Origin of the sequence: Nitrobacter vulgaris, assembly GCF_031453995.1 — a bacterium.
GTDB classification, from domain to species: Bacteria; Pseudomonadota; Alphaproteobacteria; order Rhizobiales; family Xanthobacteraceae; genus Nitrobacter; species Nitrobacter vulgaris.
Genome location: NZ_JAVDPZ010000005.1, coordinates 129,213 through 146,240, shown reverse-complemented (window position 1 = coordinate 146,240; position 17,028 = coordinate 129,213). Strand labels below are relative to the sequence as shown.

At 56.0% G+C, this 17,028-nt stretch carries 20 protein-coding genes; 8 read left to right on the top strand and 12 right to left on the bottom strand.

Annotated features, from left to right (window positions below; translation table 11 throughout):
- The first annotated feature begins 214 nt into the window (after positions 1 to 214).
- Complete coding sequence (locus tag GGQ85_RS04815) at positions 215 to 643, top strand: hypothetical protein (RefSeq protein ID WP_309773596.1); 429 nt, start codon at positions 215 to 217, stop codon at positions 641 to 643.
- A 56-nt stretch (positions 644 to 699) separates the two neighbouring features.
- Here GGQ85_RS04815 and GGQ85_RS04810 read toward each other — a convergent pair whose 3' ends face one another.
- Positions 700 to 1,107 (bottom strand): hypothetical protein, encoded by a 408-nt coding sequence (locus tag GGQ85_RS04810; protein ID WP_309773595.1) that lies wholly within the window; start codon positions 1,105 to 1,107, stop codon positions 700 to 702.
- 420 nt (positions 1,108 to 1,527) lie between these two features.
- On the opposite strand from GGQ85_RS04810, the gene GGQ85_RS04805 reads away from it, so the two are divergent.
- Complete coding sequence (locus tag GGQ85_RS04805; protein ID WP_309773594.1) at positions 1,528 to 1,725, top strand: hypothetical protein; 198 nt, start codon at positions 1,528 to 1,530, stop codon at positions 1,723 to 1,725.
- A gap of 548 nt (positions 1,726 to 2,273) precedes the next feature.
- Here the strand turns inward: GGQ85_RS04805 and GGQ85_RS04800 are convergent.
- Positions 2,274 to 2,657, bottom strand: a complete 384-nt coding sequence (locus GGQ85_RS04800; RefSeq protein WP_309773593.1) for a hypothetical protein — start codon at positions 2,655 to 2,657, stop codon at positions 2,274 to 2,276.
- 206 nt (positions 2,658 to 2,863) lie between these two features.
- Between GGQ85_RS04800 and GGQ85_RS04795 the strand changes: the two genes are divergently transcribed.
- Positions 2,864 to 3,127 (top strand): hypothetical protein, encoded by a 264-nt coding sequence (locus GGQ85_RS04795; protein WP_309773592.1) that lies wholly within the window; start codon positions 2,864 to 2,866, stop codon positions 3,125 to 3,127.
- A gap of 290 nt (positions 3,128 to 3,417) precedes the next feature.
- Here the strand turns inward: GGQ85_RS04795 and GGQ85_RS04790 are convergent, their stop codons facing one another.
- Positions 3,418 to 4,581 carry a sensor histidine kinase gene (locus GGQ85_RS04790; RefSeq protein WP_309773591.1) on the bottom strand — a complete coding sequence of 388 codons (1,164 nt, stop codon included), beginning with the start codon at positions 4,579 to 4,581 and terminating at the stop codon, positions 3,418 to 3,420.
- A gap of 437 nt (positions 4,582 to 5,018) precedes the next feature.
- Between GGQ85_RS04790 and GGQ85_RS04785 the strand changes: the two genes are divergently transcribed.
- The gene (locus GGQ85_RS04785) at positions 5,019 to 6,458 is read left to right on the top strand and encodes an MFS transporter (protein WP_309773590.1); all 1,440 of its coding nucleotides are present in this window, start codon (positions 5,019 to 5,021) and stop codon (positions 6,456 to 6,458) included.
- Positions 6,459 to 6,829: 371 nt separating this feature from the next.
- Here GGQ85_RS04785 and GGQ85_RS04780 read toward each other — a convergent pair whose 3' ends face one another.
- Positions 6,830 to 7,438, bottom strand: a complete 609-nt coding sequence (locus GGQ85_RS04780; protein ID WP_309773589.1) for a cysteine hydrolase family protein — start codon at positions 7,436 to 7,438, stop codon at positions 6,830 to 6,832.
- Positions 7,439 to 7,548: 110 nt separating this feature from the next.
- Positions 7,549 to 8,337, bottom strand: coding sequence for an OBAP family protein (locus GGQ85_RS04775; RefSeq protein ID WP_309773588.1), 789 nt, complete (start codon positions 8,335 to 8,337; stop codon positions 7,549 to 7,551).
- A gap of 246 nt (positions 8,338 to 8,583) precedes the next feature.
- On the opposite strand from GGQ85_RS04775, the gene GGQ85_RS04770 reads away from it, so the two are divergent.
- Entirely contained in the window at positions 8,584 to 9,285 is a 702-nt protein-coding gene (locus GGQ85_RS04770) for a hypothetical protein (protein ID WP_309773587.1), read from the top strand.
- 267 nt (positions 9,286 to 9,552) lie between these two features.
- On the opposite strand, the gene GGQ85_RS04765 is transcribed toward GGQ85_RS04770, so the two are convergent.
- The 5 genes from GGQ85_RS04765 to GGQ85_RS04745 form a co-directional block, all read right to left on the bottom strand.
- On the bottom strand, positions 9,553 to 10,260 hold the full coding sequence (locus GGQ85_RS04765; RefSeq protein ID WP_309773586.1) for a hypothetical protein: 708 nt from the start codon (positions 10,258 to 10,260) through the stop codon (positions 9,553 to 9,555).
- On the bottom strand, positions 10,257 to 10,673 hold the full coding sequence (locus GGQ85_RS04760; RefSeq protein WP_309773585.1) for a phage holin family protein: 417 nt from the start codon (positions 10,671 to 10,673) through the stop codon (positions 10,257 to 10,259). Before GGQ85_RS04760 ends, GGQ85_RS04765 begins: the two co-directional genes overlap by 4 nt.
- Position 10,674: 1 nt before the next feature.
- Positions 10,675 to 11,226 carry a hypothetical protein gene (locus GGQ85_RS04755; protein WP_309773584.1) on the bottom strand — a complete coding sequence of 184 codons (552 nt, stop codon included), beginning with the start codon at positions 11,224 to 11,226 and terminating at the stop codon, positions 10,675 to 10,677.
- A 27-nt stretch (positions 11,227 to 11,253) separates the two neighbouring features.
- Complete coding sequence (locus GGQ85_RS04750) at positions 11,254 to 12,150, bottom strand: DUF3618 domain-containing protein (RefSeq protein ID WP_309773583.1); 897 nt, start codon at positions 12,148 to 12,150, stop codon at positions 11,254 to 11,256.
- Between the two features lie 756 nt (positions 12,151 to 12,906).
- The gene (locus GGQ85_RS04745; protein ID WP_309773582.1) at positions 12,907 to 13,392 is read right to left on the bottom strand and encodes a YciE/YciF ferroxidase family protein; all 486 of its coding nucleotides are present in this window, start codon (positions 13,390 to 13,392) and stop codon (positions 12,907 to 12,909) included.
- Between the two features lie 286 nt (positions 13,393 to 13,678).
- On the opposite strand from GGQ85_RS04745, the gene GGQ85_RS04740 reads away from it, so the two are divergent.
- Genes GGQ85_RS04740 through GGQ85_RS04730 form a run of 3 tightly spaced genes read left to right on the top strand, consistent with a single transcriptional unit; the run spans position 13,679 to position 15,053 of the window.
- Positions 13,679 to 14,269, top strand: coding sequence for a phosphatase PAP2 family protein (locus tag GGQ85_RS04740; RefSeq protein ID WP_309773581.1), 591 nt, complete (start codon positions 13,679 to 13,681; stop codon positions 14,267 to 14,269).
- Entirely contained in the window at positions 14,266 to 14,607 is a 342-nt protein-coding gene (locus tag GGQ85_RS04735; RefSeq protein WP_309773580.1) for a DUF3147 family protein, read from the top strand. The genes GGQ85_RS04740 and GGQ85_RS04735 overlap by 4 nt, the downstream gene beginning before the upstream one ends.
- A gap of 2 nt (positions 14,608 to 14,609) precedes the next feature.
- Positions 14,610 to 15,053, top strand: coding sequence for a hypothetical protein (locus GGQ85_RS04730; RefSeq protein ID WP_309773579.1), 444 nt, complete (start codon positions 14,610 to 14,612; stop codon positions 15,051 to 15,053).
- Between the two features lie 11 nt (positions 15,054 to 15,064).
- Here GGQ85_RS04730 and GGQ85_RS04725 read toward each other — a convergent pair whose 3' ends face one another.
- Positions 15,065 to 16,108, bottom strand: a complete 1,044-nt coding sequence (locus GGQ85_RS04725) for an ATP-dependent DNA ligase (RefSeq protein WP_309773578.1) — start codon at positions 16,106 to 16,108, stop codon at positions 15,065 to 15,067.
- On the bottom strand, positions 16,105 to 16,956 hold the full coding sequence (ku, locus tag GGQ85_RS04720; protein WP_309773577.1) for a non-homologous end joining protein Ku: 852 nt from the start codon (positions 16,954 to 16,956) through the stop codon (positions 16,105 to 16,107). Before ku ends, GGQ85_RS04725 begins: the two co-directional genes overlap by 4 nt.
- Positions 16,957 to 17,028 lie beyond the last annotated feature (72 nt).

Sequence of the window (17,028 nt, the reverse complement as noted above, 5' to 3'; positions counted from 1 at the left end):
TACGAAAGATTAAGAACCGCGCGGGCACTGCACCGCGGTCTTGCTGGTGACTGTCCCGCTGCCGCAGAATTCCGGCCCCACGACAAAAGTCGGTCATCGGGGATCTGTTCCTGGAATGTGGTCAGAATTCCAATTGCTAAACACTGGAACGCACCTGGACTTCAGGCATTAGTCGGGCTTAAGCGCTGCTCGAATAGCGCTTTGGAGGATTGTCATGTCGCGGGGTTTTGGCGCTATTCAAATGGCAGTGCTTGATGCCTTGTCAGCTAACCAGATCCTCTCCCTCTCTACGATTGATCTGGCTTTGGTGCTAAACAACGGCGTTCGCAGCAGGTCGATCATCGCATCGGTTCATCGTGCGCTCCGAACGTTGGAGGCTGTGGGAAAGGTGGTCCGTATTGAGGGCAAATGGGTCTTGGCGACGCGGCAGAGAGAAGCCAGAAATTACAATCGAAGAAAGCAGCATGCGCCGGCAACACCTCAAGATGGACGATTGAGGTTACTTTCGAAAATTCTTGGCATGCTCGGCTCGTCTGAAGATGGCGAAGTCCTAGCGGCCGCGAGAAAGGCAGAAGCCAAAAGAATGGAGCTCGGCTTGTCGTGGGAGACAATCATCATGCACGACCCAATCGCTATAGACTAAGCGTGCCACTTGCGCGCCGGCAGAGACGGATCACGCAGCCCTGTGCAGGCGTTGATCTAATCCGAACTGGCGTCCTTCGTCATGGTCGGAACGAGTCTGCCTCGATTGGCGCGCAACCCCCTCCAAAACTCTTCCAGATAGGGAAGCAATTTGAATAGCAGGACCATGCTCAGAATGGTGGTGACACAAAGGATCGGTAGCGGTTCGGGCTTCCAGCTTACGTCAGTACGCAACGCTTCCGATCCGGCGCCGAACACCGCCAGGAACTGTTGCCAGTGTAGCGACACGACGCTGACGATCGCCATCAAGGGTATTATCTCGAGGAAGCTATGGATATGCTGTTCGATAGGCGTGACCGTGCGAAGTGTCGTCGCATAACTCACATCCCATAATGCAGTTACTTCGTGAACGAAGAACATCACAATCATAAAGGCGATAATCAAACCGTTGATGTCCAAGAACATGGCGGCAAGCAGCGGAAACCCAACTCCGCGAACATCAAAAGATGGAGCAGTGACTCTTTTGCACCGCTTGTCGTTTCGATGTCACTCGCGCGGTGACAGAGCCAGTCAGCAAAGCCTGCCTCCAGCCAAAGCGGCAAGATAAAATACATCAGAATGATCACCGTCGGATCGTTTAGCATCGCATTCTACACCGAGGTCCTTTCCGATACGGTCCTGACAACCAAGTTTGAATTCGAGCATACGTTCCTGGCCGATCGGACGGAAGGAAACCCGACAGGCGAACGTAGGGCTTTAAAGCCCGGTGTGCTGAGCGAGACGATCTACCGCACCCCCGAGGTGACTAAGCCATGAGAATTTGATCGCCCGAAGTATTCTTCGACGTTAGAATTTCACTGGTGTTCAAACGGTGGAGGTGCGGCAATGGCCGAGCGTCATGGTTTGAAGCAACTTACTTTTCTGGCTCGCCTTGCAGCCTGGGCCGACCAGGTTCGGGAGCAGGCAGAGGCGATGGCGCCAGGGCCTGAGCAAGATGTTCTGCTTAAGAAAATCGCGCAGGCCGATGAAGCCACTGAGCTTTATAATTGGTTCAACTCGCCGGAGCTTCAGCCACCGAAGTGATCCACGACCGTTGCTTCACGCTATGGCCGATACCTTTACGCGCGATCGATATTGTAGTCGATGGCCACGCTGCGAACCGCGTATCCGACAATAGTGCGGCTGTAGAAGGCGTCACCCCTGTAAGCCGCTTGGTATCCTCGCGGCAAGGATACCTATATACGGCATTGCCGCAGCAGATGGGTCAACTCCACCCAACGCTCCGTTTGCGGTGAAATCGATAATCATGGCGTTGCCGCTGGGAGGGATAAGTCCCCCGTAGTCTCACTTGCGTCGAATGCGATACGTTTCGAGATGAGAAGGTAATGGGCTGACTGGCTGGCGATTTGAGTCGAGATCTGCCGAGGACCTGGATCTTTGTAATGCGTACCACCGGCTGCTAACGGACGCCTCAGTAGTACAGAGAACCTTAGCGATAACAGAGATAGGTTTTCCGCATTTCTTCATATGGCAGAGCTTCAGGTCATCATCGGTCGTCCATTGTCTTGCCATCGCTGAAATGCCTATCGTTTAAGCGAGACGCCCCCGATCTTTCGGGAGCGTCTTTCGCGTTACCTCGGGCTGGAGGGGCTGGACGTACCGGTTCCCGTTTGGCCCGGTGAGCGTGTGGATCCCGAGCCTTGTTCACCCAGCGGCTGACCGAGTCGTCCAGGCGCGCTGTCGGTCGAACTGCCGGGAGTATTGGTGCTTCCCATACCACCGGTGCTCATACCGCCGGTGCCTGCGCCGCCAGTCATGCCGCCTGTACCGGCCGATCTTCCACCCGTGCCAGTATTTCCACCGGCACCGCTACCACCAGCACCGCCTGCTCCAGCACTTCCGCCGCCGGCGCCACCTGCCCCACCACCACCTCCGCCGGCCTGCGCGAACGACACTTGAGCGGTACCAAGAGCCAGCGTGCATGCTAGCGCCGCCATAACGATCATCTTCTTCATGGTTCTCTCCCTGACTGCGATCTCGCGCGAGTCAAAGTCATGCCGACCGGCTCCGTTCCAAAATTCTTGCCTTCTATTGGTCGAATGTCCGACCCGACCAATTGGTTACGCGCTCGACCAACTTGGCGGCTGTCTTGCAAAGTCGTCATCGAGTCCCGGGTGGGGCCCGCAATTTGTCTCAAACCAGTGCAGTCAGGAGTACTCAAATGGCACAAAGCTTCGTTTCTGGGACAGACGGCATGTTCGATGCGGCACAGGTAGCGTCGTTGATTGGCGACCTTGATAGGACACTTCGACAGCTGGATTTGGAGATACAGGCGGAGGAAGAACGAACTAAATCGTTTGATCCGAACAGCATCGCTTACCCGCCGCTGGCGCGATCGCTGCGTATACGACGTGACAATCTCACAGCAACCCTTGCCACGCTCGAAATGAAAGCTGGTTCACCCACGATCCAAACCGCCGCCTGATGATTAAGGGCTAGCTTCTCGGTTCCATTCGTAAAGATGCTCCGGGCTGCGTAAGCTTTCTCGAAAGCAAAGCAGTGCGACGGATCAGTGATTCGTCCTGGCTTATCTTATTTTGGCATGTGAAGCATTCGACGGCAGCAAATCCAAAAGCGTTTCGGCGAGCCATCGTCACGGGAGCACCGATTCGATTGCGCTCACCATTATTGATGTCGCTCCGCTCGTTGGGCCTGTAATAGCGATATTAGAACAGCGAAAATGGGAGCCTCGGCTTTTTTTTAAGCCAAGTCCGATTAATTCATAAGCGGAAATATCAGCGTAGTTGTTGTGCCCGAACTGCCGCTCTGTTGAGTGATGGCGCCTCCGATTTGTCTGGCTAGAGACGTAATCAATCTAAGACCGGACCCATTTCCGTTGGATTTTTGGATGCCCCGCCCGTTATCGGAAACGGTCAACCGGGCCTCACCGAAGCCTACCCCTCCAACTAAGCGCACCTTGATACTGCCGCCATCCGGACCGAAAGCATGCTTTATGCTGTTCATCGCCACCTCATTCAAAATGAGGCCGACCCTCAGTGCCCGGTCGATGCTTAATTCCAGCTCATCGGATTCGACCTGGAGTTCGATCTCCTCGACTTGCTGGCGGATCGCACTGCAAAGCGCGTGTATATAATCGGAAAGCCTGACCGTTTGGCCTTCCTGTCCCGGCGCCAACTGATCGTGCGCAAGCGAGATGGCGTTGATAAGGCTCGCGACATGATCTAACGCGCTTTGAACCTCCGCTCCTTGATGCCGACGCTTCTGAAGGGAAATGGATGACAGGACCAGTTGAAAATTGTTCTTCACACGGTGCTGCATTTCGCGCAGTAGGACTTCTCTCTTTTGAGCCTCAGCAGCGGCGGCTGCAAAGCGAGCTTCGTAGTCCTGACCTGCATGTGGATGAATCACAGCTCCAAGGAGCGCAGCGGCGGCGGTTAAAAAATCTACACTGTCTTCTGTGAAATCTCGCGATCTGGTGCTGTCCACCTCCAGCACTCCCCAGGCTGCTCCGTTCATCAAGATAGGGACGTTCAATAACGAAAGGATGTGGTGGTCTCTCAAAACGTCCGAATAAACATATTCGCGCTGCTCCGGGAGATTATGAACAGTCACCGGTTCCGCTGTTTTAAAGGCGCGTCCAGGGGGTGAACGCAGGTCAGCAGATAAGGTGGCGCTGCCGACTACCCCTTCCTTCCAACCTACCCCTGCCACGATAAGAAGATCGGAGGTGCGCGGGCGGTACTGAAGCACTTTTACATGGTGTATTTCCACGGCGCGCGCGATTTGTACAACAACCTGCCCTAGGAGCCGGCTCATATCGGCATGCTCATTAACCAGCCGTCCGATGTCGACTAATATGCGGATGTAGCGACGGAGTTCCTGCCGCAGGTTATCGTCGCTCTGTGAAGTGCCCTCCATGTCTCATTAACCCGGTGCCTTCCGAAAAGTGCCAAATTGTCGGCTTGCCCCTCCGAGAACCTGGACGGGTGCTGTCGGGCCGGACGCCGGATCCTCCTCGCGGGCTTTGACACTTTTCGACTGAAACACACGGGGCTGGTCCGCCACCGCACGAACGAACCGACATCTAACCCAATCCCATTTACGGTAAGTACCTGCTGGTAGCTGGTCAGCGAACGTTGCTGCGAGACGGAGCCGAAAAAGCCCGTGGCTCCAACGCCTGCTTCAAGTCACTTAGTGTGGGGACGTTCAGTCTGCGATTCCTCGGTGCGTAATGGAGATTTCACTGTCTAGCCGGCCCGGCCAAGGCCATCGAACTCCTGCATGGCCATCGCGTTGCTTACCTTTGGTGAAGCTAATTCGGCCACTGACCCCACTTCAATCGACATGAAGCCAAAATGACAGAAGCCCTATCATCTCTCCCCATGATCCGGACCAATATCCCGTTCCGTCTCGATAGACTACCCTGGAGTCGGTTTCACTTGCTGGTCGTCATCGGCCTGGGGATCACCTGGATTCTTGACGGACTCGAGGTCACTATCGTCGGTTCGCTGGGTCCGGCCCTCCGAAGCGTCGAGACCCTGCATCTTTCCAATGCCAACCTCGGAGCCGTCGCGTCATTTTACGTTGTGGGAGCGGTAGTTGGTGCTCTTATCTTCGGCTGGATCACAGATCGGCACGGCCGGCGTCTCGTGTTCTACGTAACCTTGATCGTCTATTTGTGTGGAGTGCTTCTCAGTGCATTCGCCTGGGATTTCTGGAGCTTTGCAATTTTTAGGATGATTACCGGACTCGGCATCGGTGGCGAATACGCTGCTATCAATTCCGCGATCGACGAGCTCATTCCCGCAAAATACCGAGGGCGGGTCGATCTCGTCGTCAATGGCAGCTTTTGGCTTGGAGCCGCCGGTGGAGCGCTCGCCGTTCCATTTCTGCTCGACCAGCGGCTATTCGCGCCGGATATCGGCTGGCGGCTCGGCTTCGGCATTGGAGCAATTCTTGGCCTGGGCATTTTGTTGCTCCGCCGCTTCGTGCCTGAGAGCCCGCGGTGGCTTGTGACACATGGGCAGAACGAGAAAGCGGAGGAAACTGTCACCGAAATTGAAAAGGGAATTGCAAAGGCCGCAGGTAAGTATCCGCCCGCCCCGCGGGAAAGCATCGAAGTCCATCCCAAAAAATCCTTCGGAATCGGATTAATCTTATCGTCCATGATTGGGAAATATCGAAAACGGAGCATTCTGGCGCTTACCTTGATGATCGCGCAGTCCTTTCTCTATAACTCTGTATTCTTCACATTCGGTCTCGTACTCTCGCATTTCTACGGCGTCCCAAGCGAACGAATAGGACTCTACCTTTTACCGCTCGCAATAGGAAATTTCTGCGGGCCGCTGTTTTTGGGAACACTGTTTGACACCGTCGGCCGCAAGGCCATGATCGCAGGAACGTTTGCAATCAGTGGTTTGTTGCTGCTGATAACCGCCTATCTATTCGCAGCCGGTTTTCTCACTCCGGTGACACAGACGATAGCATGGTTTTCGATCTTCTTTTTTGCCTCCGCGGCGGCGAGTTCGGCCTATCTGACCGTCAGCGAGATCTTCCCACTCGAGACTCGCGCCTTGGCCATTGCTTGTTTCTACGCACTGGGCACCGCCATTGGCGGAAGCACATCGCCGCTTCTATTCGGATGGCTCATTGAATCCGGATCGGCTTGGCGCGTCAGTGCCGGGTATGCCTTGGCTGCCGGACTTTTGTTGACAGCTGCCGGTGCGGAACTAATGTTGGGCATCGATGCAGAAGGCAAATCCCTCGAAAGCATTGCCGATCCGCTATCCAGTTGAGTTAACAAAGCGCGTCATGCTTCGTTAACCGTTCAGTCCCTCAATTACCTGAATTGGCAGACCGTGCTGTTCCGTTTCGCTCGGACCGCCCTGCTTCGCCGATCGATGTTATAGTCGGGCGAGTGATAAGCCTCCGCGCTGTTTCATTCCTCTTACGGTGGACATTAGACCGCGCCCCCGGTGAGCGTCCAAACAACGCTCCATGATCCGAGATCGCCACTCTCGGCCGAGCCGACTGACCAAAGGACGCGCCCTCGGGGCGGACCGATGCCGGCGAAAGCCGTCGAACCAGTCCGACTGATCGACCGTTACCAGTTCCTTGGCAAGTCGATCAGCAGGAAATGCGAGACCCCCCGCTCGTGAAATTTTGTTTACCAGCATTTAAGAAGAGTCTCCGTCGTAACGGTCTCAACCTGCTCTCCGAACCGATTCATGTAGATATTCATCATCGCGTCATGAGTTTCATCAGCCGAACTGCAAAGCGCGTCCTGTACGAGGATGACCCGAAAGCCCCAGTCGATCGCGCCCAACATCGTGCTTAGAACGCACACGTCCGTTTCCCCGCCGGTTATGATGAGGCTGTCGATTCCAGCACCGCGCAGCTGCTGATGAAGGTCGCTTCCGGTCCAAGGGGAATAGACATGCTTGTCAAAGACCCTGCCGGGAGGGACGAACGCGGCGAGGTCAGGGACCAGCCCCATCATGTCAGACCCGATCCGGTCGATAGTCATTGAGGCCCATCGCTCGTAATAATGCCGCCACATCCCCACGCCGTGCCCCGGCTGCTCGGCCGGAATAAAGCGGGTGAAAATAGTTCTCTCAGGATGAACGGATGTGACCGCGATGATGTTCGGCAGGACTCGCTCAAGCCAGTGCATCTTCCATTCGGTGCCCTCGGCAAACATTCTCTGCATATCGACGCAGAGATGCACCGCGCTCTCTCCCGGAGGGCCATGCCGTAATGTATCGCTCTTTGACATGGCTTTCTCCGAAAGCAATACCGATTAGCGGGCCGGTCGGCTCGCAGAGTGTTAAGTTGGGCGAGCCACCCAAGCTGTCTCCCGCGCTGTTCGCAGTGCTTTTCCCCACATTATCGCTTATTCAAAAGAGGCGTCTTGGTTAGGACGAGCTGCTGCGTCGTGCCTTTCCACGCGTCGGCCGCCGCGTCGGGCTGCGGCGCGGAGCTCGCCAAATCCTCGCGGGACTTTTTCGCTTGCGAGGTGTAGGTGCCCAGCTCCTTGTCCCGGCTCTTGATCATCTCGGGCTTGAGCTGGCCGTCCGCCGTGAAGCCCATCATCAGTTGCGGGATGCCGGTAGGCAGACTGGAGTCCCTATCTATCTGCCAAGTATGCCAGGTCTTGCCATAAGTGGAGACGAGCGCAGTCATGGCGATGTGCTGCACCGTCGCCGGTATTCCCGGCATCAGCAGCTCGCCCGCGAGCGCCTCGTGGCGGTGGCTGTGCCATAGCGCTTTCTCCTCCTCGGGAAGCGACTTGAATATCCGCTCCGAGACGATGTACTCGATGCCTATGAGCCGGGAGTGGGGCTCGTTCCCGTCGTAAATGACGCACTGGTAGAATTCCTCAGTCACGTGGCTGCAATAATGATGCGCCTCGATCTGCCGGCCCATGTCGTCGGCATAGAAGTGAAAGCCGTTGAGGTACATGTTGATCGCGCTGACGGGGCCGCGGCTCTGCAAAAGGTCCGCCCCCGCGCCGAGCATTGTGCTCTTGGCGGATTTCTCCCCGCCCGGAATGCCGCCGCCTTTCTCAGGCTGCTGAGCGTGCGCGCGGCCGCACGCGCACGACAGGAAAGCCGCTGCCGATCCGGCGAGCCCCACAAACCCGCGGCGATTGAACGAGGGATATCTGAGAGCCATGGCGACAATCCGTGCGGTTGACTTACGGAACCGACAATCATCCCAAAACCTGATTGTTCCTGACGGGTGATGCAGGTGCCTCAACCTCGTCCGGATAAATGTACTTTATCAAGTTTGCGCGCGCCCTTGGGCATGTGTCATTGTCTTCACTTCTAGGAACGATTTGTCTCCGATCGCCATTAAATATTGTCGCGTTTGGAGCGTTCGACCATACCGTTGAGACACTGTCCGACGCTGGGAATCGACATGGAAAATCCTAACTCCCTTAGCCCAATCGAGCGCCGACCTGACCAGCTTCGGGAGGGGATTGAACGGCTGCAAAGGCAGATATCCGAACTGGAAGCGTTCGATTGCTCGCTTGTCAAAGCGCGCGGCGCGAATGAGACTCGAGCCCTCCAGGCAAAAATTGCCAAAACGCTGGCCAGAACGTTCGGTAAGGAAACATCCGATTATAAGTACTATGCGTCCGCAGCCCGATTAGACAATGGGCCGATTTACCTCAGCGGGCGCCCGCCGGTGGAACTTGTGGTCGAATGGATAAACGAGGGGAAAGCGATGTCTCTCGCGCTCCTAAGACGAGCGGTAGTGAGCCTGCAAGCAGAACTGACCAAATTGGGGGACAAGGCCTTTCCTGACCACGATCGCGCCGCAGAAGACGCCAGCTGGGATTTCGAAACCGTTAATCAAAATGAAGCCGAAGGCAAAATAGAAACAAATCTCCGGCTTATAAGTGCGGCAGCTCTGTTTCTTTCAACATGCATTCTGATCTTCCATGGACGAAAAGTAAAATCAAAGGTTCGAAAATCCACTGGCACTGCTTCCTGCAAAAAATGCGGCGCAAACATTTCGATTTCAAACCCGTCAGCTGTTAAGCAAGACTTTAGCGCAACATGCCCGGATTGCCAGACCACTGACACTTATAAAAGCACTGACTTTCAAGTAGCGTAGACCGGGCCTCGCAAAGAACCCAAAGTGCGTGGCCATTGGCCAGTTCGACCGTTGCCGTGCTAGCATACAAAGCGCGTTGCAGCGGCGCATTAGATTCTCGAAGAAGGCGTCGAATTAACGATTGTGAGTTCCCAAGTTCGAAAAACCAATTCAACGGTGAATTTGGTGGTCGGCTAGCGATTGCGATGCACTTCGAGACGACTGCGGGAACGGATCAAGGAGCCGTGCCGGGTGGCGCTTGCCACGTACCGGGAAAGCGCAAGAGGATCAAAACAGCTTCGCGGCTTCCCGTGCAGCGTTTGCGGCCCGCGCGGCGGTCTGCCTCGCCCGATCAACTACTTCGGAGCCCGCTTCGCCAAGTTCCGTTTGAAGCTTATCCGCGACTCCATGGAGGCCTTGCGATACCGCTCCCCCTCGTGTGGTCAGATCGGCTTTAACCTCGTCGCTGAGTTCGCCCATCCAATCTTTCTCTAGATCGGTTGTCCGAAACGCTCCTGCCATAGCAGCCCCGGCGGTTAAGCCTAGGATACCGAGAACTAGCGGTTGTCGTTCAAATAAATCAGCCAATGAAGACTGAGTCTTTCTGAGCGCTTCTTCTCCAGGCCCGCCGATGTTCTCTCGGACATAGTCGGCACCATCGCGCAGTCGATCTTTGATCATGTCGGTAGTGCCAGATACGGCGCTCGAGGCCGCACCACCCACATCGCGTAACGTTTCACCTACAACTGATCCCGACTCCTCCGATTCATGGCCTTGCGGCGCCGTTGCAGATCGCTCACGAGCCGCCAAAGGCGAACGCGAACCCAGAGGGTGAAGATCTTTCGGCGAAGCCGCTTTCGCGCTTGCGGCATTCATCACCCTTTGATTGCCGGTAAACAAATAAAACGTACCGGCTCCGATAAGGACGGCAGCTAATGGATTACCCTTCGCCGTCGCCACAAGATTATCGAAAAATCCTTTATTCTCATTGCTCATCGCACCATTTCCTTCATGGCTTCTTTGTCTTTTTCGAGCTGCCCCATGGTTTCATGTGGCACCAGGCGTCCCGCTTGCAACCTGTTGATGCCGACGGCGAATAGTGCGCCGCCGACCCCTGCCGCTACGGCCGCTGATATAAGATAAGAGAGCGTCTGCGACCAACCCGACGCAATGAGAGCCGCTGATAATGCGAACAGCGCCATCACCACAGCGGGAATCACCAAGATGGCGCCGGCAGCGATGAGGCCCATCGCGGCAAGGACCTCCTGCGCTTTTTCGCCCAGTTCCGCCTTCGCCAGATCGACTTCATTTTGGAAGAGCTTGGAAAATTGCGAAAGCGCATCCCCAAGCAAATTCGAGATCGTATGGAAATCGTTCTGGCTGGTTTTGATATCGTTTTGGATGCTCATATCACTCTTGCCCCTGTGAGGAAGGTGACGAAGACGAAGCTCGCTGCTCTCCGGACGCTCTGAGGAAGCGCACCGCCGCAAATCCCGCGAGTGCCGACAAGCCGAGAAATGCGGCCGGCTGGCGTCTCGCGAAATCGCTCGCACCGTCGAGAAGATCGCGGAAACTTCCATTTTGGATCATTTCCGATGCCTCATGGACATAGTCTGCAGCTGATTCGATGCCGCGCGCCGCGAACGGCACGTCGTTTTCGAAGGCTCGCGCCGCTTTACGAATATCATCGGCGAAGCGCCCGATAAAATCAGCGCCGGCCTCTTGCTGCTCATGAGCTCGGCTACCCAGATGCTTGGCTGTTTCTGAAACAACATCTTGGGCGGCATTCGCTACTTCCTCAATCTTGTCGCTCGCAAGGTCGGTCGAGGTGCGCAGCGTCTCACCCGCGCGATGTTTGAGCTCGCCACCCGCCCTTGATACCTCCTCCTTAAGGTTGTGTGTCGAACCGGGGGCTTGGTTCCGATTCAAGGTGTTCGGTGTTGTCGTGTCAAAGTTGCTCATCTTGTCTACCCTTGTGTTTAGATTTCGCTATTGACGGAACGCCGCTCTCACAACGTCGTCGGCACCCTCCTTGAGCGTGTCAGACACGTTCTGGGTCATGCGGCTAACTTCTCCACCTAAATCGCTTTCGCCAACGGCTTTCGCAGCTGCGTCGAGGGCCGAGGTTGCTGAACTCTTGGCCGTGGCAAATCCGGATTGGATAGCTTCGCCGGCCTTCCGTTTAACCTTATAGCTTGCTTCGCCCATCGCTTTGGCTTCAGCCCTCGTTTCGGGTAGAGAAGCGGCAATGATGGCGCCAATCGCGACTCCAACCCCCCCGATCAATGCAGCATCACCGCTACGCTGACGAGCCGTTGACCATTGGGTCGCCACCGCATCTTTGGCCGCACCGGTCTTGTTCCTGAGCGTATCGCCGCCGCTAGAAATTTTGTCTGACCAATCGCTGGCTACTTGAGTGGCACGGATTTTGAGGTCATCGGCTGTTTCAGTGGCTTGAGTTCGAGCCGCCGCTAGCCGGTCCTTCACGTCCGCAACGAGCGGTGAATTTCCTGCCTCCACAAGCATCTCCCCCGCTTTCTCTTTTATTGTAACCGCGCCTTGTGCAGCGCGATCGCGGGCCGTCTTAGAGGTCAGAAAAGCCCCCGCGCCCAGCATCAGAAGCGGCAGGGGTAGGCTCCGCGCCATACGTATGAGGGAGATCGCAGCAACGGCCCCTGCTGCTACTGTCCCCATCGGATTGTCTGTCGCTCGTTGTTTCAATGTCTCACCCCAACCGTGTGCCTTAAGGCCGATGTAATCGGAGAGCTCCGATTTCACGTATTCCGGCGAGAGTTTTTGACGAATATCGTCGGCCGCATCCGAGACCCGTTCCCTCAACTGATCAACCGTCGTTGCCAGGTCGGCCCGGTTTCGCTCCGCCTCCAACCGTAGTTCCTCCACCGACCGTGTCATGTCGCGATCCTTTCCAAATTTTCTTCCCGGCAACTCGCGCTCTCTTCAATCGTTCCTACGAGGGCGGCGCAGCGTCAAACTGTTCACTATCGGATTGGCCCTCTAAACGCGGCTCCTTCCCGACTAAGAAACGGACACCGAGGAACGAGATGGCTGGGTTTGGACGAGAGATCAATTCGCGGGCGACGCGCTCTGTGCATTCGTTCAACGCCGGGACCCGGTCGGGTTAGCCAATACCCCTTGGAGTTAGCTCGCAACCAGAGCCCTAGAATCTGAAAACGACAAATTTTGCTAGTGGCCATGCATGTCGGTGCGCGGCAAAGCAATAACGCGTGCCCCTTTATCCCTGCACCCCGCGGGCAACGAAATTGAATTCTACCCACGACCTCAAACGTTGGATGCTTTTAAAGTCACCGTAGAACGTGACTCGGACTGCCCCGTCGCCTAACGACGTCAATGAAATTTTCACCCACTGGAGAGCGACAAAAACGTCGTGGCTGCAAAGGCCATGTGTTTCAGGTCTCTTGAGTTCAACTTTGATTATCAGCCCGCGGAACTCGGTTTGGCTGCGATCACCGCGCTCTTGCTCGCCTCGAGAGCCTCGTCTGGCCCAAGGCAGACGTCTTGTTCTCGTCGGGTTCGTACTCAGACACGATAGAGTTGATACAAGGGTACCCCTCGCCGCTTCAGTCAGAGTGATCCCGTTGATGCTCGATTTGCGGCTAAGCATCATCCTTCAGCGTTCACTGCCGTCTCGGCGATTTTGGTCAAGGTCTCGTCGGTCTTCTTTTCCTCGGCAAGCGTCTGATCAAGCAACTTGGCTGCATCTTTCATTCCAAGCTTAGTTGCCCAAGCTTTTAGCGTGCCGTAGCGCGAAATTTCATAATGCTCGACTGCCTGCGCTGCAGCCAAAAGGCCAGCGTCAAGAGCGGGCTCGTCTTCGTACTCCTCCATAATTTCTTTGCCTTCGTCTAAAATACCCTCGATCGCATCGCACTTTTTGCCGCGCGCCGGTTTACCGAGAAGTTCGAAGACTTGTTCAAGCCGTTCGATCTGTCCTTCCGTTTCATCGTGGTGCTTTTCGAAGGCCGCGCGCAGTTGCTCAGACGCTGCAGCTTTTGCCAATTTTGGTAAGGACTTATAGATTTGCTTTTCGGCGTAATAGATGTCCTTCAAAGTATCGAGAAACAAGGCATTTAAATCTTTCGCGGGCATAGTGGTTTTCCTTTGTGAGAACGACAGTTAAGGCTCTGACAATCTGCCCTGCCGCAATGCTTTACTTAGTAGACGCTCCGCCGCGGCGCCTGATGAACGGCGCACGTCCTCGGACGCTTCAATGCATCCGGTCGAGGAACGTTCCAATAACAACCACTACGAACAGTTTGAGCCGGTCGGTTCGCCTCTTCCGCGTTAGGCCGATGCTCGGGGGACGAGGGCTTTGGTCGGAACTAATTCATGCGATGGCGAATTGCGGGTCTTTGGTCACCAATGGATTGGCGTGATGGCCCTATTTCGCGTGGAACCCACCTTGATGGACGAACGTCTTGCGAAGAGGATTGCTTCGAAAGCGAGTCCGGTGCCGGAAGAAGTTGCAAGCGGGTTGAGTTGGGGTGCTGACGAACATCTTTTGCTTGGTTGCGCGGCGGCGGCATGTATCGCCCTGACAATCAGCCGCTCGCCACTTCGTCCTGCAAGCAGCCACTTGCTCCTGGTCGCGGCGGCCAGTGCGGCACTCCCGCACGGATTGAAGCTCGTTTTCGATCAGGTTCGTCCTGATCGAAGGACATTGAAAGGTCATCTCCATGGCATCCCGTTGTCCGGAGATAGGCTTGATGCATTTCCGTCGGGTCATGCGGTTCACATGGGCGCGCTTGCTTCGGTCGCCTCGGTGCTTCTCCCACGTTACAAGCTACCGATCTGGGGCGTTGCCGTAGGGCTGTCCGTGACGAGGGTCGCGATTCTTGCTCATTGGCTCTCTGACGTTGTCGTCGGCTTCACGATCGGCGTCGTTCTGGAGCGCGCGGCTCGTCGCTTCACCGGCTACCCGGATGCATACTTCCGTCGTGCTCTTTCGCGGGGGCGGAAGCGATGACCGAATATATGGTGCGCTTTATCGTTGGCGGCCTCTTTGTCTCGCTGTTCGCCATCATCGGAGACGTTGTTCGGCCCAAGAGCTTTGCGGGATTGTTCGGCGCCGCTCCGTCCGTCGCGCTTGCCACGCTTGGCATCGCCTGGGCTCAACATGGCTCCCATTATGCCGGCGTTCAGGCAAGCTCAATGGTTCTCGGAGGCATTGCCTTGCTCTGCTATAGTGTCATTGTCTGCCAGATTCTGATGAGTACCCGCGCCAGAGCCCTGACAGCGACACTGGCCTCGCTTCCGGTCTGGCTGATCGTTGCCCTTGGATTGCACGCCGTTGTTCGAGGATAGCAATGCAGATCCAGCTCTCGACATCATCGCTTTCCGATGGACGGTGGTACGAATATCTCATCCGCTTCGCGTTGGGCGGAGCCGCCACTGTGCTCACCGGACTTATCAGCTCCGCGTTTGGCGCCTCAATTGGAGGCCTCTTCCTAGCACTTCCGGTGATTTTCTGCGCCAGCGCTACGCTGATCGAGCGGCATGAAATTCGTCGCAAGCGGAACGCGGGAGGCCGCGGAGAGTGCCGGGGCCGGAAAGCCGCCGCACTGGACGCCGCAGGCGCTGCGCTCGGCAGTGTGGCGATGGTGACCTTTGCCATGGCTTTCCTAGCCGTCTCGCCTTATGGCGCGGTGGCCGCGTTTCTCTGTTCGGCGATTGTGTGGATCCTGACCGCGGTCAACTTATGGTACGCGAGATGGAAATTGAAATGTTTGGTGCGACGGCTCGGGTCATGATCCGGGGGGAGCTATGGGATGATGACGGCCATCAGCCGACGGTCGCTCTTTTGGTTGAGCTGTTCGAAGGTACATTGACGCGGCTTCTTGTCGGGCCGCCACCTCAAGATCGATGTACCGTGCCGAAAGCGTCCGCCGGTGAAGTGATCATAGGAGATTTCAACCACATATTTCGGCTTCAGCGGTTGCCATTCCGACGAACGTTTTGTCGACCATCGGCTCGGGCCGCCTGGCGCGTTTCCTGTAAAGCTCCGATCAGTTCCTGTGGCCTCAAGCCTGTCAGTGAGCGCGGGCTTATCCTTAGCCTTGATGCCGGACGAAAATCCCACGTGGTGGAGCAGGCCCTCGTCATCGTACAATCCGAGCAGTATAGATCCGACGACCTTTCGACCACCTTGGAGCTTTTCTCCGTACCTAAAGCCGCCAATCACACAATCAGCACTACGATAGCACTTTATCTTCTGCATACCGTCGCGATTGCCGCTTTGGTATGGAAGATCTAGCCGCTTCGCGATGACGCCGTCGCTTCCGCCGCCTGCCGCCGCAAGCCAGCGTTCGGCGTCCTTCAGTTTCAGGCTGGCCGGCGAAAGGCGAAAGAGCGCGTCGTTCGAGAAATTGCTGTCTGCGAAGCCTTCCAGTCTCGAACGTCGCGCCGATAGGAGGTGATCGGTGAGCTCGGTCTTGCCTTTCTTTAATAGATCGAACGCCAGAAACACGGCCGGCGTTTGCTCCGAAAGCTTCTTTACGCGGCTGGCAGCCGGATGAATGCGCTGCAGAAGAGCGTCGAAAGAGAAGCCCTTTCCAACAGGGACAACGATCTCACCGTCGAGCACGAAGCGCTTCTCGCGCAAGGAAAGTGCCGCGGCGACCACTTCCGGAAAGTAGCGACTTAAATCCTGCCCTGACTTCGAATACATGGCCACAGTGTCGCCGTCCCGCGACAACAGGCAACGAAATCCGTCCCATTTGGGCTCGTACTGCCACTGTCTGCCCGTGGGAATAGCATCGACGGAACGCGCTTCCATCGCTTCAACAGGAGTGCGGCTCGTCCTCACGCGGCTTTTCGCTTACGGCTGCGGCGCGCCGATGTCCGCTTCTTGGCTTTGACCGGAGCCGGCCTGGCTTTCTTACCGCTCAAACTCTGTTTCAACGCATCCATCAGGTTAATGACGTTGCTTTCCGCCTCTTTCTCTTCCGGCACTTCAATCGTCTTGCCAGCAGCCTTGCGCTTGACCAACGCTTTCAACGCAGCCTCATATTTGTCCTTGAATTTGTGCGGATCAAATTTCGAGGCCTTCTTGTCGAGGATATGAGAAGCAAGTTCGATCATGTCCTTGGATACCCGTGGGCTCGGAATGCCGTCGAAATAATCATCCTCATTTCTCAACTCATAGGGATAACGCAGGGTGGTTCCCAACAATCCCTTACCCAGGGGCTTCAACGCGATGACATGCTCCCTATTGGCGAGCACGACGCGCGCTAGCGCTACCTTGTCCTTTCGCTTCATCGCGTCGCGAATGACGACAAACGCATCAACTCCAGTCTTGCCGTTCGGAATAATGTAATACGGCTTGTCGAGATACCGCTCGTCGATCTCCTCAGCGGGAACAAAATCGTCGATGTCGATGGTATGAGTGCTTTCGAGTCTCAAAGCCTCGAGCTCTTCGTCCTCGATCGCGACGTACTTACCCTTAGAGAGTTCGTAGCCTCTGCCCTTATGTTCCGGGTCGACGACCCTACCGGTCTGTTCGTCGACCATCTGCTGCCTCAGCCGGTGACCAGACTGGGTGTTGATCTGGTGAAAGTGAGTTCTTTCCGCCTGGGTCGAAGCCGGAAAGAGCGCGATCGGACAAGTCACGAGCGAGAGCTTGAGCGAGCCCTTCCAATAGGCACGAGGCGCCATTTGATCCTCCGTGATAGGCGGAACTTTAACCGAGCCGGTAACTTTCAGTTCCGTGGAGATCCGAGCGAGGTG